A 17878-nucleotide genomic window follows, 5' to 3' on the forward strand; every position below is an offset into this window, starting at 1 on the left:
TAGGGTACTACGCTCAGCGGATCTGCAGGGTCAGCAGGAAGTAGCGGCCGAGTGGGTCGTCCAGCCCCGGCATCTGCCCGCCATTGCCGATCAGATAGTTCACCGGTTGCGTGTCGAGCACGTTGTGCACGTCCAGCGCAGCGACCACGCGCGGCCCCAGGCGTCGTGCGAGATGCAGGTTCCAGCGCAGCTGCCGGGGGTTCATGCAATGGTTCTGCCCGCGCTGCTCCTCCGGGCATTCCGCACCGGGCAGCCAGGCACGCGTGCGCCCCACCTGGTTGCCGCGCAGGGCGATGTCCCAGTTGCTGTTCTGCCACTGCACGTTGAGCACGGCAGCCATCGTCGGCGTGACATGGCCGCGCAGGTCCACCGTCGCATCATGGCCACGTTCGCGACGCAGCTCCTGCTGCTTCAGCGCATCGAGCGAGAACAGCCACTGGCCGGTGCTGCCGATGTCGATGTGGTACTCCCCGCGCAGTACAAAGTTGCGCGACGTAGTGCGGCCGATGTTGTCGAAGGACAGGCGCAGGCTGCTCAGGTGACCGTGCTCGTCAAGCTCCCAGGTGCCGCGGTTCCACACTGCGTCGGTCGGTTGCAGGGCCAGGATCTCGTTGCGCAGCTCGACGATGTTGTGGGTGAGTGACAGCGAGAACGTGTCGGTCGGCGTCCAGGTCGCGGCCAGGGAATGACTGAGCGACCGCTCGGCCTTCAACGCATCGTTCTCCACCACGTCCACGGTGACGCTGCAGCGTCCGTTGCCGGTGCTCTGCGCGCAGTCGGGCAGTGCGCTGGAGGCGGGCAGTTCGATCGCGCCGAAGTAGCCCGGCGGTCGCCGCTGCTCGAACAGGCTGGGCGCACGGTAGCCGCGCCCGCTGGCAAGCAGGAATGACCACTGCGGCGTGGGACTCCAGCGCAGGCCCACGCGGGGCGAGAAGGCCTGGTAGTCGCCATCGCGGTCCCAGCGTGCTGCCAGGTCCATGCGCAGCGTGTGCGCCAGGGGCAGGCCGAGTTCGGCGTAGGCGCCGCCACTGCGGCGCGCCAGGTGGCGCTGCTCCTGCGGCAGGCCCAGCGCGAGGTCACCCTGGCTCAGCAGTGCGTCGGGATGCGAGGTCCAGCGTTCCTGGCGCAGGTCGATGCCGGTGGCCAGCTGTGCGTGGCCACCGGCCAGCGGCATCAACTCGCGCTGCATGCCCCACCAGCCCTGCCATTGTTCAGTGCGGCCGCGGTTGCGGATCGACGGGAACAACTGCTCGGCCGCGCCTGCCGGGAGCGACGTGAAGCCGGGCAGGAAGTCCAGCGTCTCCGCCGCACGCAGCAGCGGCTCGGCGCGCACGGTGCCCGACGTGGACAGGGTGACATCGCTGCGCTGTGCGCTGATGCCGGCATCCCAGCTGCGCCGGCCCTGGTCGCGGCCGATGCCGAAGGTGACGTCGGCATCGGTGGCACGTACATGCGGACGCACGTTGCCGGCTTCGCGCAGCACGCTGTTGAAGGTGAACCCATACAGGCCGATGGCAACGGCGGTCGGGCCGAGGTCGAAGCGCTGCCGGTTGTGGCTGGCCCGCGCCTCGGCGTAGGCATAGCGACCTTCGCCACGTTCATGCCGGTAGCGCAGGTAGGCCGAAGCCGTATCCGAGGCAGGTTGCAGCGAACGCGGGCGCGCGCTGTCGAACCAGCAGGCACCATCGCGCCGTTTCAATGGCCCTTCGCAGCGTTTTGCCGGCCAGTAGCGCCCATCGCGGAACGCGCCGATCAGGTACTGCGAGGTTTCCGCATGCCATCGGCGGCGATCACCGGCCACGTGGTCAATGCGATGCAGGTCGATGCCGGCGAACCAGCGGTCCCCTCCCTCGCGCACGCCACCGGCGGCCGCCTGCACGCGATACTGACCAGCGTCGCCGTGCCCGCTCAGGCCGGTCTGCAGCATGGCTTCCGGGCCGTCGGCCTGGTCGCGCAGGATGATGTTGACCACGCCGGACATCGCGTCGGCACCATAGATGGCCGAGGCGCCGCCACGCACCAGTTCGATGCGTTCGACGAAGCTGAGCGGAATGCCCCCAAGATCGGTGAGCCCACCCTGTTCCAGAGACACCATGGGATAGCGTGGCAGGCGCCGGCCATTGACCAGGAACAAGGTCGCACGCGGGCCCATGCCGTCCAGGCTGGTGGTGGTGGCCGCACCCACCGGCAGGTACTGCGAATCGCCGCTGCGCGAGGTGCTCATCGCCGGGTGGCCGTTCATGCCCGGCAGGTGCCGCAGCAGGTCGAACAGGCTGCCGTAGCCGCTGCGCAGGATGTCATCGCGGTCGATGATGGTGACCGGCAGCGTGGTCTGCACGGAGGTGCGTGGCAGCCGGCTGCCGGTGACATGGATCGGCGCCAGTTCCACCTGTGGTGGAGCGTCGGCGGCCTTGTGTGGCGAAGGTGCCGCGGGCGTGGCGCGGGCCGTGACCGACGGTGGCGATGGCGGCGCGGGACGGGTGCGGCGGACGACGAATCCGCCAGCAGGCGTACGCAGGATGTTCACCGGCATGCCGGCGACCAGTTCCTTCAGGGCCGTGGCCGCATCGCGGTGGCCATGGGTGCCGGCCGTGCGCAGGCCATCCAGCTCACGCGCATCGAACAGCAGGGCGATGCCGCTCTGTCGCGCCCATTGCTGCAGGGCGGCTGCCAGCGGGCCTGAACCCACATCGACCTCCAGGGTGCCCGCCTGCTCGGCCGCACCGGCAGACGGCAGCGCGGGGATGCTCAGCGCGAGGCAGAACAGGGTGCGGAGCAGCCCCCCCTGCAGCGCGCCCGGTACTGCCATCACCGCAGGCCTCCTCAGTACGTGCGGCGCAGTTCCAGCGCGCCATCCGGTCGCGTCTGGCCAGCCACCGACCAACCCAGTTCCAGCGCCGACAGCAGTTCCTGCGCGTCGCCGGCACGGAAGGTGCCACTCACCGCCAGGTTGGCGATCTCCGGATCGGCGATCACCAGTGGCGTGCGGCCGTAGCGGTTCATGCGTTCGACCACGATCGACAGCGGCGTGGCATCGAACACGAGCTGTCCCTGCAGCCAGCCTTCAGCGGCGGCATTGGACGACAGTGCCGGGCCGGGCTGGATGCGGCCCGACGGCAGTACCTGCAGTTGCTGGCCAGGCGCCAGGGTGTGCTGGGTCCCGCCATTGCTGACCTCGACCGCGCCTTCCAGCAGCGCGACTTCGACCAGGCCGTCGTGCAGGCGTTCCACCTGGAAGGTGGTGCCGATGTCGCGGACGGTGCTGTCGCCGGCACGCAGCTGCAGCGCCTTGCCCGACGGCGCAACCTGCAGCTGCACGCGTCCACGTTCCAGTATCAGGTTGCGCTGTCGCCAACCGAAACGGGCGTGCAGGGTGGTGCCGGCATCCAGCGTGGCCACGCTGCCATCGGCCAGCGTCTGTTGCCGGGGCTGGTGCGAATCGTTGGCATAGCGCAGCGGCGTGGGGTTGCCGTCGATCGCCACCATCCAGCCGATCCCGACGGCCAGGCAGACGCCTGCGGCAGCGCCCAGCGCCGGCAGCCAGCGGCGCCGCACCGGCCGCGCCACGCGTGCCGCGGCAGTGCGCAGCCACGGGTCGGCGGCCAGTTCTTCGCCCTGCTGGAACAGCGTCTCGGCCTGGATCCAGGCGGTGACATGCGCCGGGTCTTCGGCCAGCCAGTCCTCGAACGTCTCGCGCTCGGCCGGCGTACAGTCCGCAGCTTCCAGCCGCGCCACCCAGGCGCTGGCGCGTTCGAACAGCTGGGTGTCTTCCCGGGGCCTGGCGTGACTCATCCGTTGTCCCTGTCGTTGTGCAGCGGATCCGATCCGAGTTCCTGGCGCAGGCCCTGCAGGGCGCGGGCGATATGTTTTTCCACGGTCTTGGCGGTGATTCCACAGTGCCGCGCGATCTGCGTATAGCTCATGCCGGTGATCCGGTTGAGCAGGTACACCTCGCGCGCGCGCTCGGGCAGCTTGAACAGGGCCTGCCGCAGCAGGGACAGCATCTGCCCGGACTCGGCCTGGCGCAATGGATCGGGCGACGTGCTGGAAGGTTCGTTGCCGCCATCGTGCTCAGCCAGGGACAGATGCGGCCGCGACTGCGACGAACGGCCGCGGTCTGCCAGGCGGTTGCGGGCGATACGATACAGCAGCAGCCGCAGCTCGTCGGCACTGTGCGCGCGATAGCGGATCAGCCGCTCCATGCAGTCCTGCGCGATGTCCTCGGCATCCTCCGGCCCAACACCGCGCGTACGCAGGAACGCACACAACGGCGCGCGTTCCTCCCGCACGAACGCAATGAACGCGTCCGCCGGCGCGGACAGGTCCGGCGCGCGATGGATCAGAGGAGAAGGGGCGGACAGGGCTGGCCTCGGGCGTCGGTGGCGGGTACGTCTTCGAGTTTTACGCGACGATGACCGGATGGGGAAGAGTGGGTGTGGCCCATGATTTCATTGTGAATGCATTCATGTTTCGAGGGCCGCTGCGCTGGGGGAGTTCGCGCCACCCGGACGTTGAACTCCTGACCCGCGCGTTGTGGGTGGAGAGAGAGAACACATGAAGCATTCGAAGTTGAGCCTGGCCCTGACAGGGCTGCTGGGCATCACCGCCATGGCGGCGGTTGATGACGTCATGGCAATGAATTATCACGTGCAGGATGATCGCGTCTTCCTCAGCGGCGGCGTCACCGTTGCCGATGTGGTGGCGCTGCCCGCACTGCTGGCCAAGGCGCAGGCCGAAGGCCGTCCGATCCGCGAAGTCGTGCTGCGTACGTCCAATGGTGGCGCGCTGATCGCCGGCGAGTGGCTGCAGGCGATGATCCGCACCCAGGGCCTGGATACCATCGTGTCCGGCCACTGCATTTCGTCCTGCTCGATCATGCAGTCCGGCGGCGTCAACCGTTATCTCGGCGGCGACCTGCCGCTGGTCGATTCGGTGCAGATCCATGCTGCCAGCAGTGGTGGCAGGATCACCTATGCACCGTCGCCGCGCATGACCCAGATCTACACCGGCAACTACGGCGGCGGCATGGATGCCGGCCTGTTGCACAAGGCCATGTACGAAGTGGTGGCGCCCAACGGCCTGCTGGTGTTCCGCGACCCGGCGCGTACCACGGGTACGTCGGTCACGTTCGATCCGGATGGCAGCGGTAGCAAGCTGGAGTCCTTCCCTGGCCAGGACATCCGCAGCAACAACATCATCAATACGGCAGGCTACCGCGATCCGGGCGACACCCTGGCCGTCACCAGCAACGTCAGCGGCGACATCAACCCGGGCTACCTGCGCACCGCGCGCCAGCTGCAGGCCTTCGTCGACGACGATTTCGCGCGCTGGAACACCGACTGGGCCAGCACCTACATCAACTACGCGGTGAGCCTGTACAACTTCTCCACGCGCGGGGCGAACGGCATCGGCGCGCAGTCGTTGCAGCAACTGCTTGCCGACCCCGACCTGCAGGATGAACTGCGCGGCCAGCTGCGGCTGGCCGATCTGGATGTCTCGACCCTGGCCAACTCCGCCGGCGTGATCCGTGTCAGCGATGGCGCCACCTGGCGCACCGCCGAAACCACCGGCGCCGATTTCATGCTGGTCGACAACGGCACCATCGCATTGGAGGGCGGTGCGCTGCGTACCCCTGAGCTGCGGGTGATGCCGGGCAGCGTCGTGGTCGGTCACGGCGATATCGCATCGGTGGGCATCGACACCGATGCACTGCTGGATGGCAGCGGCCCGTCCTACCGCGAAGACGGCTTCAACCGCCTGCGCGTGTTCGGCACGCTGATGCCACGAGGCGGCGATCTGGTCACCCACGGCTACGTCAACATCATGCCCGGCGGGCAGGTGCTGTTCGATGTTACCGAGGCCGGTGGCACCGGCAGTGGCCGCCTGCGTGTCGGCAGCTTCTATGATGGCGGTGCCGAAGAGGGCGCGCTGGTGATCGCGCAGGGCGCACACCTGGCGTTGAACGTGGCCCAGGGCTTCTATGCCGGTGGCTACCGCCGCGACCTGGTGGAAGGGCCGATCTACCAGGGCGGCTTCCAGGATGTCGTGCGGCTGGGGGATACCGGCTACAGCGCCAGCATCACCGGCGGTGAAGTGTTCCGCCCGCGCCACAATTCGCTGCTCAGCTTCAACGTCAACCAGACGGCCGACGGCCTGTGGCTGACCGCCAACCCGGGCTTCGACCAGCTGGGGCTGTTTGCCAACGGCACCTCCGGCGACGGGCTGGGGCGCGCGCTGGCAGCCGCTTCGGACCGCCAGGACAGCGGCCTGAAGTCGCTGCTTGGCGCGCTGCAGTTCACCGACCGCGATGTGATCGCACAGCAGGCCGGCGCCCTGCGCGGTGATGCCCATGCCAGCCTGCGCCTGGCCGACAACGCACTGCTGGGCAGCATCGGCAACGTGGTGCAGCAGCACCAGGCGGCGATGCGCAGTGGCGGCGATGCCGATGGCCTGGCTTCGCAGGCGGCGCAGTCGGTGTCGGCGCAGCCGGGCATGCGCCATGGCAGCCTGTTCAACCAGCTGGCCATGCATCTGGTCGAACCGGCCGGCGAGGGGACTGGCGGTGGCGATGCGACGGAACGCAGCCATGGCCTGTGGGCGCGCGGTTTCGCCAGCCATGGCCGTATCGACGCCGACGGTGGCGTGGCCGGCCTGAGCCACAACATCGGTGGCATCGTGGTCGGTGCCGACACCCGCCTGGCCGATGACCGCATTACCCTGGGTGTCAGCGTGGCCGCGGCAGATATGTCGACCAAGGCCAGCGACGGCTCCGGCTTCAGTGGTGACGTGCGCGCGCTGGACGTGGGCGGCTACCTGGATGCGACCTACTCGCGTGGCTACCTGTCGGCGGCCGTGCGCTATACCGATCTGCGCCATGACACCCGCCGCAACCTCTCCGCCATCGAGGGCCTGCAGCAGCCGCTGCGTGCCCGATACAGCAACGATGCGATCTCGGCGCGGGTCGAGCATGCGTTCTCCTTCACCACCGGCAAGGGGCTGGTGATCCAGCCGCTGCTGCCGGTGGTGGACTACGCACGGACGTCGGCAACCCGCTTCAACGAAGGGCAGGGTGCCGGTGCGCTGGTCGGTCGGAGCGGCAGCCTGGAAAGCATCCGTGTTGGTGCCGGCCTGCAGTTGTTCAAGACCTTCGAGGGCAACAACGGCGAGCGCATCACCCCGCGTGCCCGCGTGGTCTGGCAGAAGGAGCTGGGCGATTCGCAGGCGCGCTACAGCACTGGTTTCGCTGCGGCCCCGGATCTGGTGTTTGGTGCCAGCAGCCAGGCCGTGGGCGAGCAGGTGCTGGCCTGGAACGTGGGCGTGACCAGTCGCGCCAGCGAGCGCCTGTCGATCATGGCCGACTACGTAGGCGAGCGCCGGGACGGGCAGATCCAGAATGGAGTGATGCTGGGCCTGGGCTATCGGTTCTAAGGGGTACTCGGCCCCGGCGATATCCGTATCGCCGGGGCCATCCCATCAGGGCAGGTGCTGCGGTATGGTCGGCAGGGAACTCCAGCCAGGCCCCGTCCATGCAGATCGCCGTTTTCAGTGCACGCCCCTACGATCGTCGCTTCCTGGACGAGGCCAACCAGCGCGATGCGGTCGGGCAGGGCTTCGCGTTCGTGTACTTCGATGCTGCGCTGGACGTGCATACCGCCGCGCTTGCGCAGGACTGCGCCGCGGTCTGCGTGTTCGTCAACGACCGTCTCGATGCGCCGGTACTGCACGCGCTGCATGCGCTGGGTGTCCGTGTCGTACTGCTACGCTGCGCCGGCTTCAACAATGTGGACCTGGCAGCCGCGAAAGCACTGGATCTGTTCGTCGCGCGGGTGCCGGCGTATTCCCCTGAAGCCGTGGCCGAGCATGCGCTGGCGCTGGTGATGACGCTCAACCGGCAGACCCATCGCGCCTACAACCGCGTGCGCGAGGGCAACTTCATGCTCGATGGCCTGCTCGGGCGCACCCTGCACGGGCGCACGGTCGGCATCGTCGGCACCGGCAAGATAGGCCTGGCCACCGCGCGCATCTTCAACGGCATGGGCTGCACCGTGCTGGGGCACGACCCGTACCCGTCGCCGGCCTTCGCCGGCGTGGGCGACATGGTTGGACTGGATGAACTGCTGGCGCGCGCCGACATCGTGTCGCTGCATTGCCCACTGACGCCCGATACCCAGCATCTGATCAACGACGCCTCGCTGGCGCGGATGAAGACCGGCGCGATGCTGGTCAACACCTCGCGCGGCGCGCTGGTCGATACCCATGCGGTGATCCGCGCGCTGAAATCACGGCGGCTGGGCCACCTTGCCATTGATGTCTACGAGCAGGAAAGCGCGTTGTTCTTCCAGGACCTCTCCGGCGAGATCATCGACGACGAGGCCTTCCAGCGCCTGATGACCTTCCCCAACGTGCTGGTGACCGGCCACCAGGGCTTCTTCACCGTGGAGGCGCTGCAGGAGATCTCGGCGATCACGCTGGGGAACCTGCAGGATTTCGCCGAGGGGCGGGTGTGTGCGAACCGAGTGGAGGCGGGCTGAGCCGGGTGGATTGACCGCCGGGGCGCCCAGCCCGTAAAATCGCGGGCTCCGCCGGAATAGCTCAGTTGGTAGAGCGGCGCATTCGTAATGCGTAGGTCGCAGGTTCGACTCCTGTTTCCGGCACCAGTTGTAGAAAAGCCCCGGCCTTTGGTCGGGGCTTTTTGTTTGGCCGATTAGCGGCGAGACGCCATCAACGCCGCGCCATCCCCGCATCCTTCGCCATCCACCACGCGAGCTGCCGGAGATATCCCCCTGCCGCTCCCGCCAATGCGCCCATCATCAGGCGTGCAAGCACCCTGGTCCCGCGCGCGGCATGCTCCCGCGCCCAAGGCAGTACCGCCACCACCTGTGCACCCAGCAACAGCATCAGTACATCCAGCCCCAGCGCGTCCACCACCGGCAGCAACGGCAGCAGATCCGGATTGCAGGCCAGCACGATCACCAGCGCAGCACCCAGCACGGCCATCAGGCGGCGCCCAGTGGGCAGGGTAGTCCAGTGCAGCAGTCGGCTGATCAGGCGCATGGCATTCCTTGTGTCACGTGTGGGAGTCCTCATCAGGCTCAATTGGCCGCACCGGCTGCCGCAGTACGGTTTTCAACCGCGCGGCGTTGGTCCTGCGCGGGTCACTCAGGTAGATCTCATGATGGGGGCCGGCAAAGGTGTATCCCAGTGCGGGCATCAGTTCGTCATGCAGATACGCCAGGATGGGGCCTTCGTCGTCGTAGGCGCCCACGTGCATGGTCTGCAGGCTGGGGCCCTCGGCAAGGAATTCATGACGAAGGCTGGGCGGAGCCTCTCCCAGCTTCGTACGCGCCTTGCTGATCGCGGCCTGCCACTGCGCAGGGCCAATGCCCTCAGGTGTGCGGATCATTACGGTCCAGGCCCACTCATCCTTCCGCCGCGCGACGAAGCTGGCCGGATCCTCGGCGCTCCACAATGCTTCCAGTGGCGGCACCACGTAGTCCTGGCCCATGGCCTTCAGCGCGAACTTCAATGCATAGCTCACCGAATACAGCCACTGCACGGCCTGCAGGTAGGCGGGGGCCGTGTTCGGGTCGCCGCGACCATCGACCATCACGTAGGGCAGGGGCGGCACATCGACCCGTACGAACCTGCCGGCGGGCGATTGATAGAGCGCCCGGTCGCGCTTCCTGAAGTCGATCTTGGCCACGGGCCTTCCTCCTGCGCCGAGCATCCCATGCCGGGCACCTGCCAGCACGCCTGAACAGGTTCAGATGACTTTGCCGAACGAGGGCGGACCGCCGGCCAGCACCGGATGCTAGGATGCCGCCCCCGGGCGTCCTGCCCGCCGCGCCTGCGCGGTGCGACAACGTGTCGCAGCCAGAATCGGGCCTTTCCTGCGCTCGATCATTGTCAATGCCTTTCTTAAATGGTGGGTGACGGCCTAAAATTGAAAGGCTGACTCGACCCCACCTCCCTGCCTGTCTTCCGGACCGGTGGGACCGGCTTTGGCCGGAACAGGCAGGACGGGGAACGGCATTCCCTCGCAATTGGATCGACCGATGATTCCGTTGAAAACCCTTGGGCGCTGGTTGCGCCCGGGCCTGCTGCTGTCGTTGCTGGTGATGCTCACCGGTTGCGATGCGGTGGCCATCCTCAGTCCGAAGGGCCAGATCGGCCAGGATGAGAAGACCCTGCTGATCACGGCCACCGTGCTCATGCTGCTGGTCGTCATCCCGGTCATCATCATGACCCTGACCTTCGCGTGGAAGTATCGCGCCTCCAACACCAAGGCCCGCTACGAGCCGAAGTGGTCCCACTCGACGGCGATCGAGGTGGTGGTGTGGTCCATTCCCTGCATGATCGTGCTGGTGCTGGCGGTCCTGACCTGGCGCTCGTCGCACGCACTGGACCCGTATCGTCCGCTGGATTCGGACGTCAAGCCGGTCACCATCGAGGCGATCTCGCTGGACTGGAAGTGGCTGTTCATCTATCCGGAAGAGAAGGTGGCGGTTGTCAACGAAATCAAGTTCCCGGTCAACACGCCGCTGAACTTCAAGATCACGTCCGATTCGGTGATGAATGCCTTCTTCATCCCGCACCTGGGCAGCATGATCTACTCGATGGCTGCGATGGAGACCAAGCTCCACCTGATCGCCAACGAGACCGGTGAATTCCCGGGCATGTCCTCGCACTACAGCGGCGCGGGCTTCGCCAAGATGCACTTCACCGCCTACTCGGTCACCGATGCCGAATACCGCCAGTGGCTGGACCAGGTCCGTGCCGGCGAGCAGACCCTGGACAAGGCTTCGTTCAAGGCGCTGGGTGAAGCACGCAACGCCGAGTGGTACCCGGTCACCTACTTCGGCAAGACCGAAGAAGGCCTGTTCGACTGGGTCCTCGCCAAGCACATGGGTGACAACAAGCATTACGGCATGAAGCACTCGCACGCTGGTGCCGCCGCTGCCGATGCCGCCAGCCATGAAGCGCACGAGGGCCATGCCCCCAGTGACGCGCATGATTCCAAGGAATCGGGTGAAAACCTGGATGCCAACGAACACGAACACGCGGGCCATGCCGGCCACGCAGGTTCGGGAGAATGAACATGTTGGGTAAACTCTCAATTGAGTCGATCCCCCACGATCCGATCGTGCTGACCACCCTGGTCGGCGCGGTGCTGGGTGGCCTGGGCGTCATGGCCCTGATCACCAAGTTCAAGCTGTGGGGCTATCTGTGGAAGGAGTGGTTCACCTCGGTGGATCACAAGAAGATCGGCGTGATGTACCTCATCGTCGCCTTCGTCATGCTGCTGCGCGGTTTCTCCGACGCCATCATGATGCGTACCCAGCAGGCCATCGCCGTCGGTGGCTCCGAGGGTTACCTGCCGCCGCACCACTACGACCAGATCTTCACCGCCCACGGCGTGATCATGATCTTCTTCGTGGCGATGCCGTTGATCACCGGCCTGATGAACCTGGCCGTGCCGCTGCAGATCGGTGCGCGCGACGTCGCGTTCCCGTTCGTCAACTCGCTCAGCTTCTGGCTGTTCGTGTCCGGTGCGGTGCTGATCATGCTGTCGCTGTGGATCGGTGAGTTCGCTGCCACCGGCTGGCTGGCATTCCCGCCACTGTCGGGCATCGAATACAGTCCAAGCGTCGGCATGGACTACTACATCTGGGGTCTACAGGTCGCAGGCCTGGGTACCACGTTGAGCGGTATCAACTTCTTCATCACCATCCTGAAGATGCGTACCCCCAGCATGAAGCTGATGCAGATGCCGGTGTTCACCTGGACCGCCCTGGTGACCAACGTGCTGATCGTCGCTGCCTTCCCGGTGCTGACCATCACCCTGGTGCTGCTGACCCTGGACCGTTACCTGGGTACGCACTTCTTCACCAATGACGGTGGCGGCAACGCCATGCTGTACATCAACCTGATCTGGATCTGGGGTCACCCGGAGGTGTACATCCTGGTCCTGCCGGCGTTCGGTGTGTTCTCCGAAGTCATCGCGACCTTCTCGCGCAAGGCGCTGTTCGGCTACAAGGGCATGGTCTACGCCACTGCCTGCATCGGCGTGCTGTCGTTCATCGTGTGGCTGCACCACTTCTTCACCATGGGTTCGGGTGCCAACGTCAATGCCTTCTTCGGCATCACGACGATGATCATCTCGATCCCGACCGGCGTGAAGATCTTCAACTGGCTGTTCACCATGTTCCGCGGCCGCGTGCACTTCACCACCCCGGTGCTGTGGACCATCGGCTTCATGGTCACCTTCGTCATCGGCGGCATGACCGGCGTGATGCTGGCGATCCCGGCCATCGACTTCGTGCTGCACAACAGCCTGTTCCTGATCGCCCACTTCCACAACGTCATCATCGGCGGCGTGGTGTTCGGCATGTTCGCCGGCATCACCTACTGGTGGCCGAAGATGTTCGGCTTCCGCCTCAATGAGTTCTGGGGCAAGTGCGCGTTCTGGTGCTGGTTCATCGGCTTCTACGTGACCTTCATGCCGATGTACGTGCTGGGCTTCATGGGCATGACCCGTCGCCTGCAGAGCACGGTCAACCCGGCCTATGAGCCGCTGCTGCTGATCGCAGCTGCGGGTGCCTTCATCGTCGGCGCCGGCATCCTGTGCCAGATCATCCAGGTGGCCGTGTCGATCCGCGACCGCAAGAAGACCGTCGACCTGACCGGCGACCCGTGGGATGCGCGTACGCTGGAGTGGGAAACCTCTTCGCCGCCGGCCTTCTACAACTTCGGCACCCTGCCGGAAGTCACCGAGCTGGACGATTTCTGGGAGCGCAAGCAGCGTGGTGAAGCCTGGCCGAAGCCGGCCAAGTACACCGACATCCACATGCCGCGCAATACCGGCACGGGCGTTGTCATCGGTGCCTTCAGCCTGGTGTTCGGCTTCGCGATGATCTGGCACATCTGGTGGCTGGCCATCGTCGGCTTCGTCGGCATGATCGCCACGTTCATCTACCGCACCTTCGACCAGGACGTGGACTACTGGGTCCCGGCCGCCGAGGTGGAACGCATCGAGAACGAACACCGCAAGCACCTGGAAGCCCAGGGCCTGGTGAAGTCGGAGCTGAAGGCATGAGCACCAATACCTCGACCCTGAGCCACGGGCACGCCGCGCACGCGGCGGCCCATGGCCATGACGACCACGAGCACCACGACACCGGCGGCAACACCGTCTTCGGTTTCTGGGTGTACCTGATGAGCGACTGCCTCATCTTCGCCTCGCTGTTCGCCACCTACGTGGTGCTGGCCGGCGGTACCGATGGTGGCCCCACCGCGAAGGACCTGTTCGAGCTGCCGTTCGTGGCGTGGGAAACCGCGCTGCTGCTGACCTCGTCGCTGACCTTCGGCCTGGGCATGATCGCCATGCACCGCAAGCAGATGGGCCAGATGTACCTGTGGCTGGGCATCACCTGGCTGCTGGGCTTTGGCTTCATGTGCATGGAAGTGTGGGAATTCCAGCACCTGATCCACCAGGGCTACGGCCCGGACCGCAGTGCCTTCCTGTCGGCGTTCTTCGCCTTGGTCGGCACCCACGGCCTGCACGTCAGCGCCGGCCTGCTGTGGCTGCTGGTGATGTTCGTGCAGCTGAAGAAGTACGGCCTGACCCCGACCAACAAGACCCGCATGGCGTGCCTGAGCCTGTTCTGGCACTTCCTGGACCTGATCTGGATCGGCGTGTTCTCCGTCGTCTACCTCAATGGAGCGCTGTAATGGCACATGACAACCATGCACACGATCACGGCACCGGTGGCGAAAGCCACGGCAGCGTGAAGTCGTACCTGATCGGCTTCGTGCTGGCGGTGGTGCTGACCGTCATCCCGTTCTGGATGGTGATGTCGGGTGACTTCTCCCGCACCGTCAACGGTGTGGTGATCGCGGTCACCGCGGTGCTGCAGATGCTGGTCCACCTGGTGTTCTTCCTGCACCTGGACCGCTCTTCGGAAAGCCGCTGGAACGTCAACGCTGCGGCCTTCACCGTTGTGGTGATCGGCATCATCGTGGTCGGTACCCTGTGGGTCATGCACAACATGAACGTGCACATGATGCACTGACGTCTTCGCGACGTTGCCACGCAGAATGGCCGCCCTCGGGCGGCCTTTTTGTTTGCAGTGCAGGGGGGGAGGGCGGCGAGGAACATCCACGCATGGCGTGGATCTTCTGGCGTGGTGGGTGCGGAGCTTGCTCCGCACACCGGCTCACCCCACCCGGCGCAGGAACTCCTCGGCATCCATCGGCCGGCCCAGGTGATAACCCTGCAACTGGTCGCAGCCCAGCTCGCTCAGGTATTCGCGCTGCGCCTGGGTCTCCACGCCTTCGGCCACCACCTGCAGCTGCAGGGTGCGGCCCAGCGCGATGATCGACGAGACGATGGCGGCGTCCTCGTCATTGCGTTCCAGGTCGTGCACGAACGCACGATCGATCTTCAGTTCGGTGGCCGGCATGCGCTTGAGGTACAGCAGGCTGGAATAGCCGGTGCCGAAATCATCGATGGCGATGTGCACGCCCATCGCGGTCAGGTCGTTGAGGATCGCCAGGCTGGCGTCGACGTCCTTCATCGCCGTGGTCTCGGTGATCTCCAGGGTCAGGCGTGCCGGTTCGATCCGGTGCCGCTGCAGCACCTCGCGCACGCTGTCCAGCAGCGCCGGCGAGGCGAACTGCAACGGCGACAGGTTCACCGCCATCGACCATTCCGTATGCCCGGCCTCGTGCCATGTACGCAGCTGCGCACAGGCGCGGTCCAGTACCCAGTCGCCGATCGGCAGGATCAGGCCGCTGCGCTCGGCGATGGGAATGAACACATCCGGCGCCAGCAGGCCCAGTTCCGGGTGCTGCCAGCGCAGCAGCGCCTCGGCGCCGGTAGCCGGTGCGCCAGCGGCCGGGAACTTCGGCTGGTAGTGCAGCAGCAGCTCGTCACGCGCGATCGCCTTGCGCAGGTCCTGCAGCAGGCGCAGCTGGCGGTTGGCGCTGAGCTGCATCGACGGGGTGAAGAAGGTATAGCCGTTCCGCCCGGTTTCCTTGGTGTGGTACATCGCCGCATCGGCGTGCGCCATCAGCTCGCGCTCGTTGCTGGCGTCATCCGGGTACAGGGCGATGCCCAGGCTGGCGCTGACCTGCAGTTCGGCCGCATCCAGCGTGAACGGTTCGCCGGCAGCGGCGATGATGCGCTCGGCCACCACCACCGCATCGTCGGGAATATCGATGGCCAGCACGATCACGAACTCGTCGCCGCCGAGACGGGCAAACGTATCCTGCGGCCGCAGCAGGCTGCCGATGCGCTGCGCCACCGCCACCAGCAGGCGGTCGCCGAGCTGGTGGCCATAGGCATCATTGACCGCCTTGAAACCGTCCAGGTCGCAGAACATCACCGCCACCGCATGGTTGCGGCGTCGCGCCTTCTCGATGGCCTGCTCGATGCGGTCCTGCAGGAGCATGCGGTTGGGCAGCTGGGTCAACGGGTCATGCAGTGCGGCCTGGATCAGCTTGTTGTTGGCGTGCGCCAGCGAGTCGGCCAGCAGCCCGGTGCGCACGCGCATCTGCCGGTCGAACAGCGAGGCCACCAGGGCGATGCCAAGCGTGGCCACGGTGGTGACGATCACCAGCACCGCCAGCCAGCGCGTGTCGATGCCACCACTGCCGACGGCGCCACAGATACTGCCCTCGGGGAAGCGCGCGGCGGCCATGCCGGTGTAATGCATGCCAACGATGGCCAGGCCCATTACCAGTGACGCGAGCGCGCGCAGGAGCAGGGTGTGGCGGTGCTCGGCGCGCAGGCGGAAAGCGATCCACAGGGCGGCACCGGCGGCACCGATGGCCACCGCGATGGAGGCGGCAAACCAGCCGGCGTGGTAGTCGATGCCCGGCTGCATGCGCATCGCCGCCATGCCCAGGTAATGCATGGTGGCGATGCCCAGGCCCATCAGCACGGCACCGGCCAGCAGCCGGCGCCAGGGCAGGCTGGGCCGCGACACCAGCCACAGCGCATAGGCCGAGGCGCCGATCGAGACCGCCAGCGAATACAGGGTGATGCCAAGGTCGTAACCCACCGGAATCGGCAGGTCGAAGGCGAGCATGCCGATGAAGTGCATCGACCAGATGCCCAGCCCCATGGCCGCCGCGCCCCCGGTCAGCCACCAGCGGGCCACCCGGCCCTCGGCCGTGGCCAGTCGCCCGGCCATGTCCAGCGCTGTGTACGAAGCAAGAATGGCCACCAGCAGGGAGATGATGACCAGGCTCTGACTGTAACTGCCAGTCATGTTGAATCCAGTGGGGAGGGAGGGGCGCCCGCAAGGCGCACGCCCGCGACCCCTATCGGCGCGGGTGGGCAGGACTTGAGCGGTCGCAGCACCTGCGACCCGGCTCGGCTATCCTGCCACGCCTGTTCCCGTTGCTGGAAATCATCCGATGGCAAAAGCCCGCACCGCCTACGTCTGCAATGAATGCGGCGCCGAATTCAGCAAGTGGCAGGGCCAATGCACCGAGTGCAACGCCTGGAACTCGCTGTCGGAAATCGTGCTGGAAAGCGCGGCGGCGGCCAAGGCGCCGGCCTCGCGCCGGGCCGGCTGGGCCGGCAAGATCGACCCGCCGAAGATCACCGCGCTGAAGGACGTGGAGCAGACCGAGCATCGCAGGGTCTCCACCGGCATCGGCGAGTTCGACCGGGTGCTGGGCGGTGGCCTGGTCGAGGGCGCGGTGGTGCTGGTCGGTGGCGATCCGGGCATCGGCAAGTCGACGCTGCTTCTGCAGGCGGTGGCGAAGATGGCCGCCGTGCTGCCGGTGCTGTACGTCACGGGCGAGGAGTCGCTGGCGCAGGTCGCCGGCCGCGCGCACCGGCTGGAGCTGCCGCTGGACGGGGTCAACGCGCTGGCCGAGACCGGGGTGGAGTCGATCCTGCAGCATGCATCCAAGGCCGGCCCGCGGCTGATCGTGGCCGACTCCGTGCAGACCCTGTGGACCGAGAGCCTGACCGCTGCGCCGGGATCGGTCAGCCAGGTGCGCGAGAGCGCGGCACGGCTGGTGCGGTTCGCCAAGGAGACCGGCACCGCCGTGTTCCTGGTCGGCCACGTGACCAAGGAGGGCGGCATCGCTGGTCCGCGCGTGCTCGAGCACATGGTTGACGCGGTGCTGTACTTCGAGGGCGAGAGCGGCAGCCGCTTCCGCCTGCTGCGCGCGTTCAAGAACCGCTTCGGTGCGGTCAACGAACTGGGCGTGTTCGCGATGGGCGACAAGGGCCTGAAGGAGGTCTCCAACCCATCGGCGATCTTCCTGTCCGGCGGCAGCACCCATCAACCGGGCAGCTGCGTGATGGTCACCCGCGAGGGCACCCGGCCGCTGCTGGTGGAAGTGCAGGCGCTGGTCGATGCGTCGCCGCTGTCGAACCCGCGCCGTGTCGCGGTCGGCCTGGAGCAGAACCGCCTGGCCATGCTGCTGGCGGTGCTGCATCGCCACGGGGGCGTGCTGGTTGGCGACCAGGACGTGTTCGTCAACGTGGTCGGTGGCATCCGCGTGCAGGAGACCGCCGCCGACCTGCCGGTGCTGCTGGCGGTACTGTCCTCGCTGCAGGATCGGCCGTTGGCGGAAAAGACCATTGCCTTCGGCGAGGTGGGCCTGTCCGGCGAGATCCGCCCGGTGCCCAATGGCGAAGACCGCCTGCGCGAGGCCGCCACCCATGGCTTCAAGCGCGCCATCGTGCCCAAGGCCAATGCGCCCAAGGGCGGTTCGGTGAAGGGCATGGAAGTGATCGCGGTGGAGCGCCTGTCCGAGGCGATCGACGCGGCGTGATCGCGCCGGGCATGGCCCGGCGTCACCACCGCGCACGTGGAATACGGCGGCCGACACGGCAACGGTCAGCCTCCCTGTG

The 17878-nt window shown here is 66.6% G+C and carries 13 protein-coding genes and 1 tRNA gene; 8 read left to right on the forward strand and 6 right to left on the reverse strand.

The window, feature by feature from the left end:
• Positions 1 to 13: 13 nt before the first annotated feature.
• Genes CCR98_RS06010 through CCR98_RS06020 form a run of 3 tightly spaced genes read right to left on the reverse strand, consistent with a single transcriptional unit; the run spans position 14 to position 4322 of the window.
• On the reverse strand, positions 14 to 2809 hold the full coding sequence (locus CCR98_RS06010) for a TonB-dependent receptor (protein ID WP_087921891.1): 2796 nt from the start codon (positions 2807 to 2809) through the stop codon (positions 14 to 16).
• Between the two features lie 14 nt (positions 2810 to 2823).
• Positions 2824 to 3792, reverse strand: a complete 969-nt coding sequence (locus tag CCR98_RS06015; RefSeq protein ID WP_087921892.1) for a FecR domain-containing protein — start codon at positions 3790 to 3792, stop codon at positions 2824 to 2826.
• Entirely contained in the window at positions 3789 to 4322 is a 534-nt protein-coding gene (locus CCR98_RS06020) for a sigma-70 family RNA polymerase sigma factor (protein ID WP_014036388.1), read from the reverse strand. The genes CCR98_RS06015 and CCR98_RS06020 overlap by 4 nt, the downstream gene beginning before the upstream one ends.
• Positions 4323 to 4554: 232 nt before the next feature.
• Here CCR98_RS06020 and CCR98_RS06025 point away from each other — a divergent pair, with 232 nt between their 5' ends.
• The 3 genes from CCR98_RS06025 (at position 4555) to CCR98_RS06035 (ending at position 8657) form a co-directional block, all read left to right on the forward strand.
• Positions 4555 to 7428, forward strand: coding sequence for an autotransporter domain-containing protein (locus tag CCR98_RS06025; protein ID WP_087921893.1), 2874 nt, complete (start codon positions 4555 to 4557; stop codon positions 7426 to 7428).
• Positions 7429 to 7526: 98 nt separating this feature from the next.
• A complete protein-coding gene (locus CCR98_RS06030) occupies positions 7527 to 8531 on the forward strand; it encodes a 2-hydroxyacid dehydrogenase (RefSeq protein ID WP_087921894.1) in 1005 nt (334 codons plus the stop codon).
• A 50-nt stretch (positions 8532 to 8581) separates the two neighbouring features.
• Positions 8582 to 8657 (forward strand) — tRNA-Thr (locus tag CCR98_RS06035).
• A 64-nt stretch (positions 8658 to 8721) separates the two neighbouring features.
• Here the strand turns inward: CCR98_RS06035 and CCR98_RS06040 are convergent.
• On the reverse strand, positions 8722 to 9054 hold the full coding sequence (locus tag CCR98_RS06040) for a hypothetical protein (protein WP_087921895.1): 333 nt from the start codon (positions 9052 to 9054) through the stop codon (positions 8722 to 8724).
• A gap of 13 nt (positions 9055 to 9067) precedes the next feature.
• On the reverse strand, positions 9068 to 9703 hold the full coding sequence (locus CCR98_RS06045) for a GyrI-like domain-containing protein (RefSeq protein WP_087921896.1): 636 nt from the start codon (positions 9701 to 9703) through the stop codon (positions 9068 to 9070).
• A gap of 352 nt (positions 9704 to 10055) precedes the next feature.
• Here CCR98_RS06045 and cyoA point away from each other — a divergent pair, with 352 nt between their 5' ends.
• Genes cyoA through cyoD form a run of 4 tightly spaced genes read left to right on the forward strand, consistent with a single transcriptional unit; the run spans position 10056 to position 14072 of the window.
• Positions 10056 to 11096, forward strand: coding sequence for a ubiquinol oxidase subunit II (cyoA, locus tag CCR98_RS06050; protein WP_014036394.1), 1041 nt, complete (start codon positions 10056 to 10058; stop codon positions 11094 to 11096).
• 2 nt (positions 11097 to 11098) lie between these two features.
• Complete coding sequence (gene cyoB / locus CCR98_RS06055; RefSeq protein WP_087921897.1) at positions 11099 to 13096, forward strand: cytochrome o ubiquinol oxidase subunit I; 1998 nt, start codon at positions 11099 to 11101, stop codon at positions 13094 to 13096.
• A complete protein-coding gene (gene cyoC / locus CCR98_RS06060) occupies positions 13093 to 13731 on the forward strand; it encodes a cytochrome o ubiquinol oxidase subunit III (protein ID WP_005408583.1) in 639 nt (212 codons plus the stop codon). Before cyoB ends, cyoC begins: the two co-directional genes overlap by 4 nt.
• Complete coding sequence (gene cyoD, locus CCR98_RS06065) at positions 13731 to 14072, forward strand: cytochrome o ubiquinol oxidase subunit IV (protein ID WP_065197973.1); 342 nt, start codon at positions 13731 to 13733, stop codon at positions 14070 to 14072. The genes cyoC and cyoD overlap by 1 nt, the downstream gene beginning before the upstream one ends.
• A gap of 144 nt (positions 14073 to 14216) precedes the next feature.
• Here cyoD and CCR98_RS06070 read toward each other — a convergent pair whose 3' ends face one another.
• A complete protein-coding gene (locus CCR98_RS06070; protein WP_087921898.1) occupies positions 14217 to 16274 on the reverse strand; it encodes a bifunctional diguanylate cyclase/phosphodiesterase in 2058 nt (685 codons plus the stop codon).
• 148 nt (positions 16275 to 16422) lie between these two features.
• Here CCR98_RS06070 and radA point away from each other — a divergent pair, with 148 nt between their 5' ends.
• Positions 16423 to 17799, forward strand: a complete 1377-nt coding sequence (gene radA, locus CCR98_RS06075) for a DNA repair protein RadA (RefSeq protein ID WP_046983278.1) — start codon at positions 16423 to 16425, stop codon at positions 17797 to 17799.
• Positions 17800 to 17878 lie beyond the last annotated feature (79 nt).

This window comes from Stenotrophomonas sp. WZN-1 (assembly GCF_002192255.1).
Classification (GTDB): domain Bacteria; phylum Pseudomonadota; class Gammaproteobacteria; order Xanthomonadales; family Xanthomonadaceae; genus Stenotrophomonas.

Coding starts and splice junctions, on each gene's coding strand:
- CCR98_RS06010 (WP_087921891.1), bottom strand. CDS start 2,809: ATGGCAGTACCGGGCGCGCTGCAGGGGGGGCTGCTCCGCACCCTGTTC.
- CCR98_RS06015 (WP_087921892.1), bottom strand. CDS start 3,792: ATGAGTCACGCCAGGCCCCGGGAAGACACCCAGCTGTTCGAACGCGCC.
- CCR98_RS06025 (WP_087921893.1), top strand. CDS start 4,555: ATGAAGCATTCGAAGTTGAGCCTGGCCCTGACAGGGCTGCTGGGCATC.
- CCR98_RS06030 (WP_087921894.1), top strand. CDS start 7,527: ATGCAGATCGCCGTTTTCAGTGCACGCCCCTACGATCGTCGCTTCCTG.
- CCR98_RS06040 (WP_087921895.1), bottom strand. CDS start 9,054: ATGCGCCTGATCAGCCGACTGCTGCACTGGACTACCCTGCCCACTGGG.
- cyoA (WP_014036394.1), top strand. CDS start 10,056: ATGATTCCGTTGAAAACCCTTGGGCGCTGGTTGCGCCCGGGCCTGCTG.
- cyoB (WP_087921897.1), top strand. CDS start 11,099: ATGTTGGGTAAACTCTCAATTGAGTCGATCCCCCACGATCCGATCGTG.
- cyoC (WP_005408583.1), top strand. CDS start 13,093: ATGAGCACCAATACCTCGACCCTGAGCCACGGGCACGCCGCGCACGCG.
- cyoD (WP_065197973.1), top strand. CDS start 13,731: ATGGCACATGACAACCATGCACACGATCACGGCACCGGTGGCGAAAGC.
- CCR98_RS06070 (WP_087921898.1), bottom strand. CDS start 16,274: ATGACTGGCAGTTACAGTCAGAGCCTGGTCATCATCTCCCTGCTGGTG.
- radA (WP_046983278.1), top strand. CDS start 16,423: ATGGCAAAAGCCCGCACCGCCTACGTCTGCAATGAATGCGGCGCCGAA.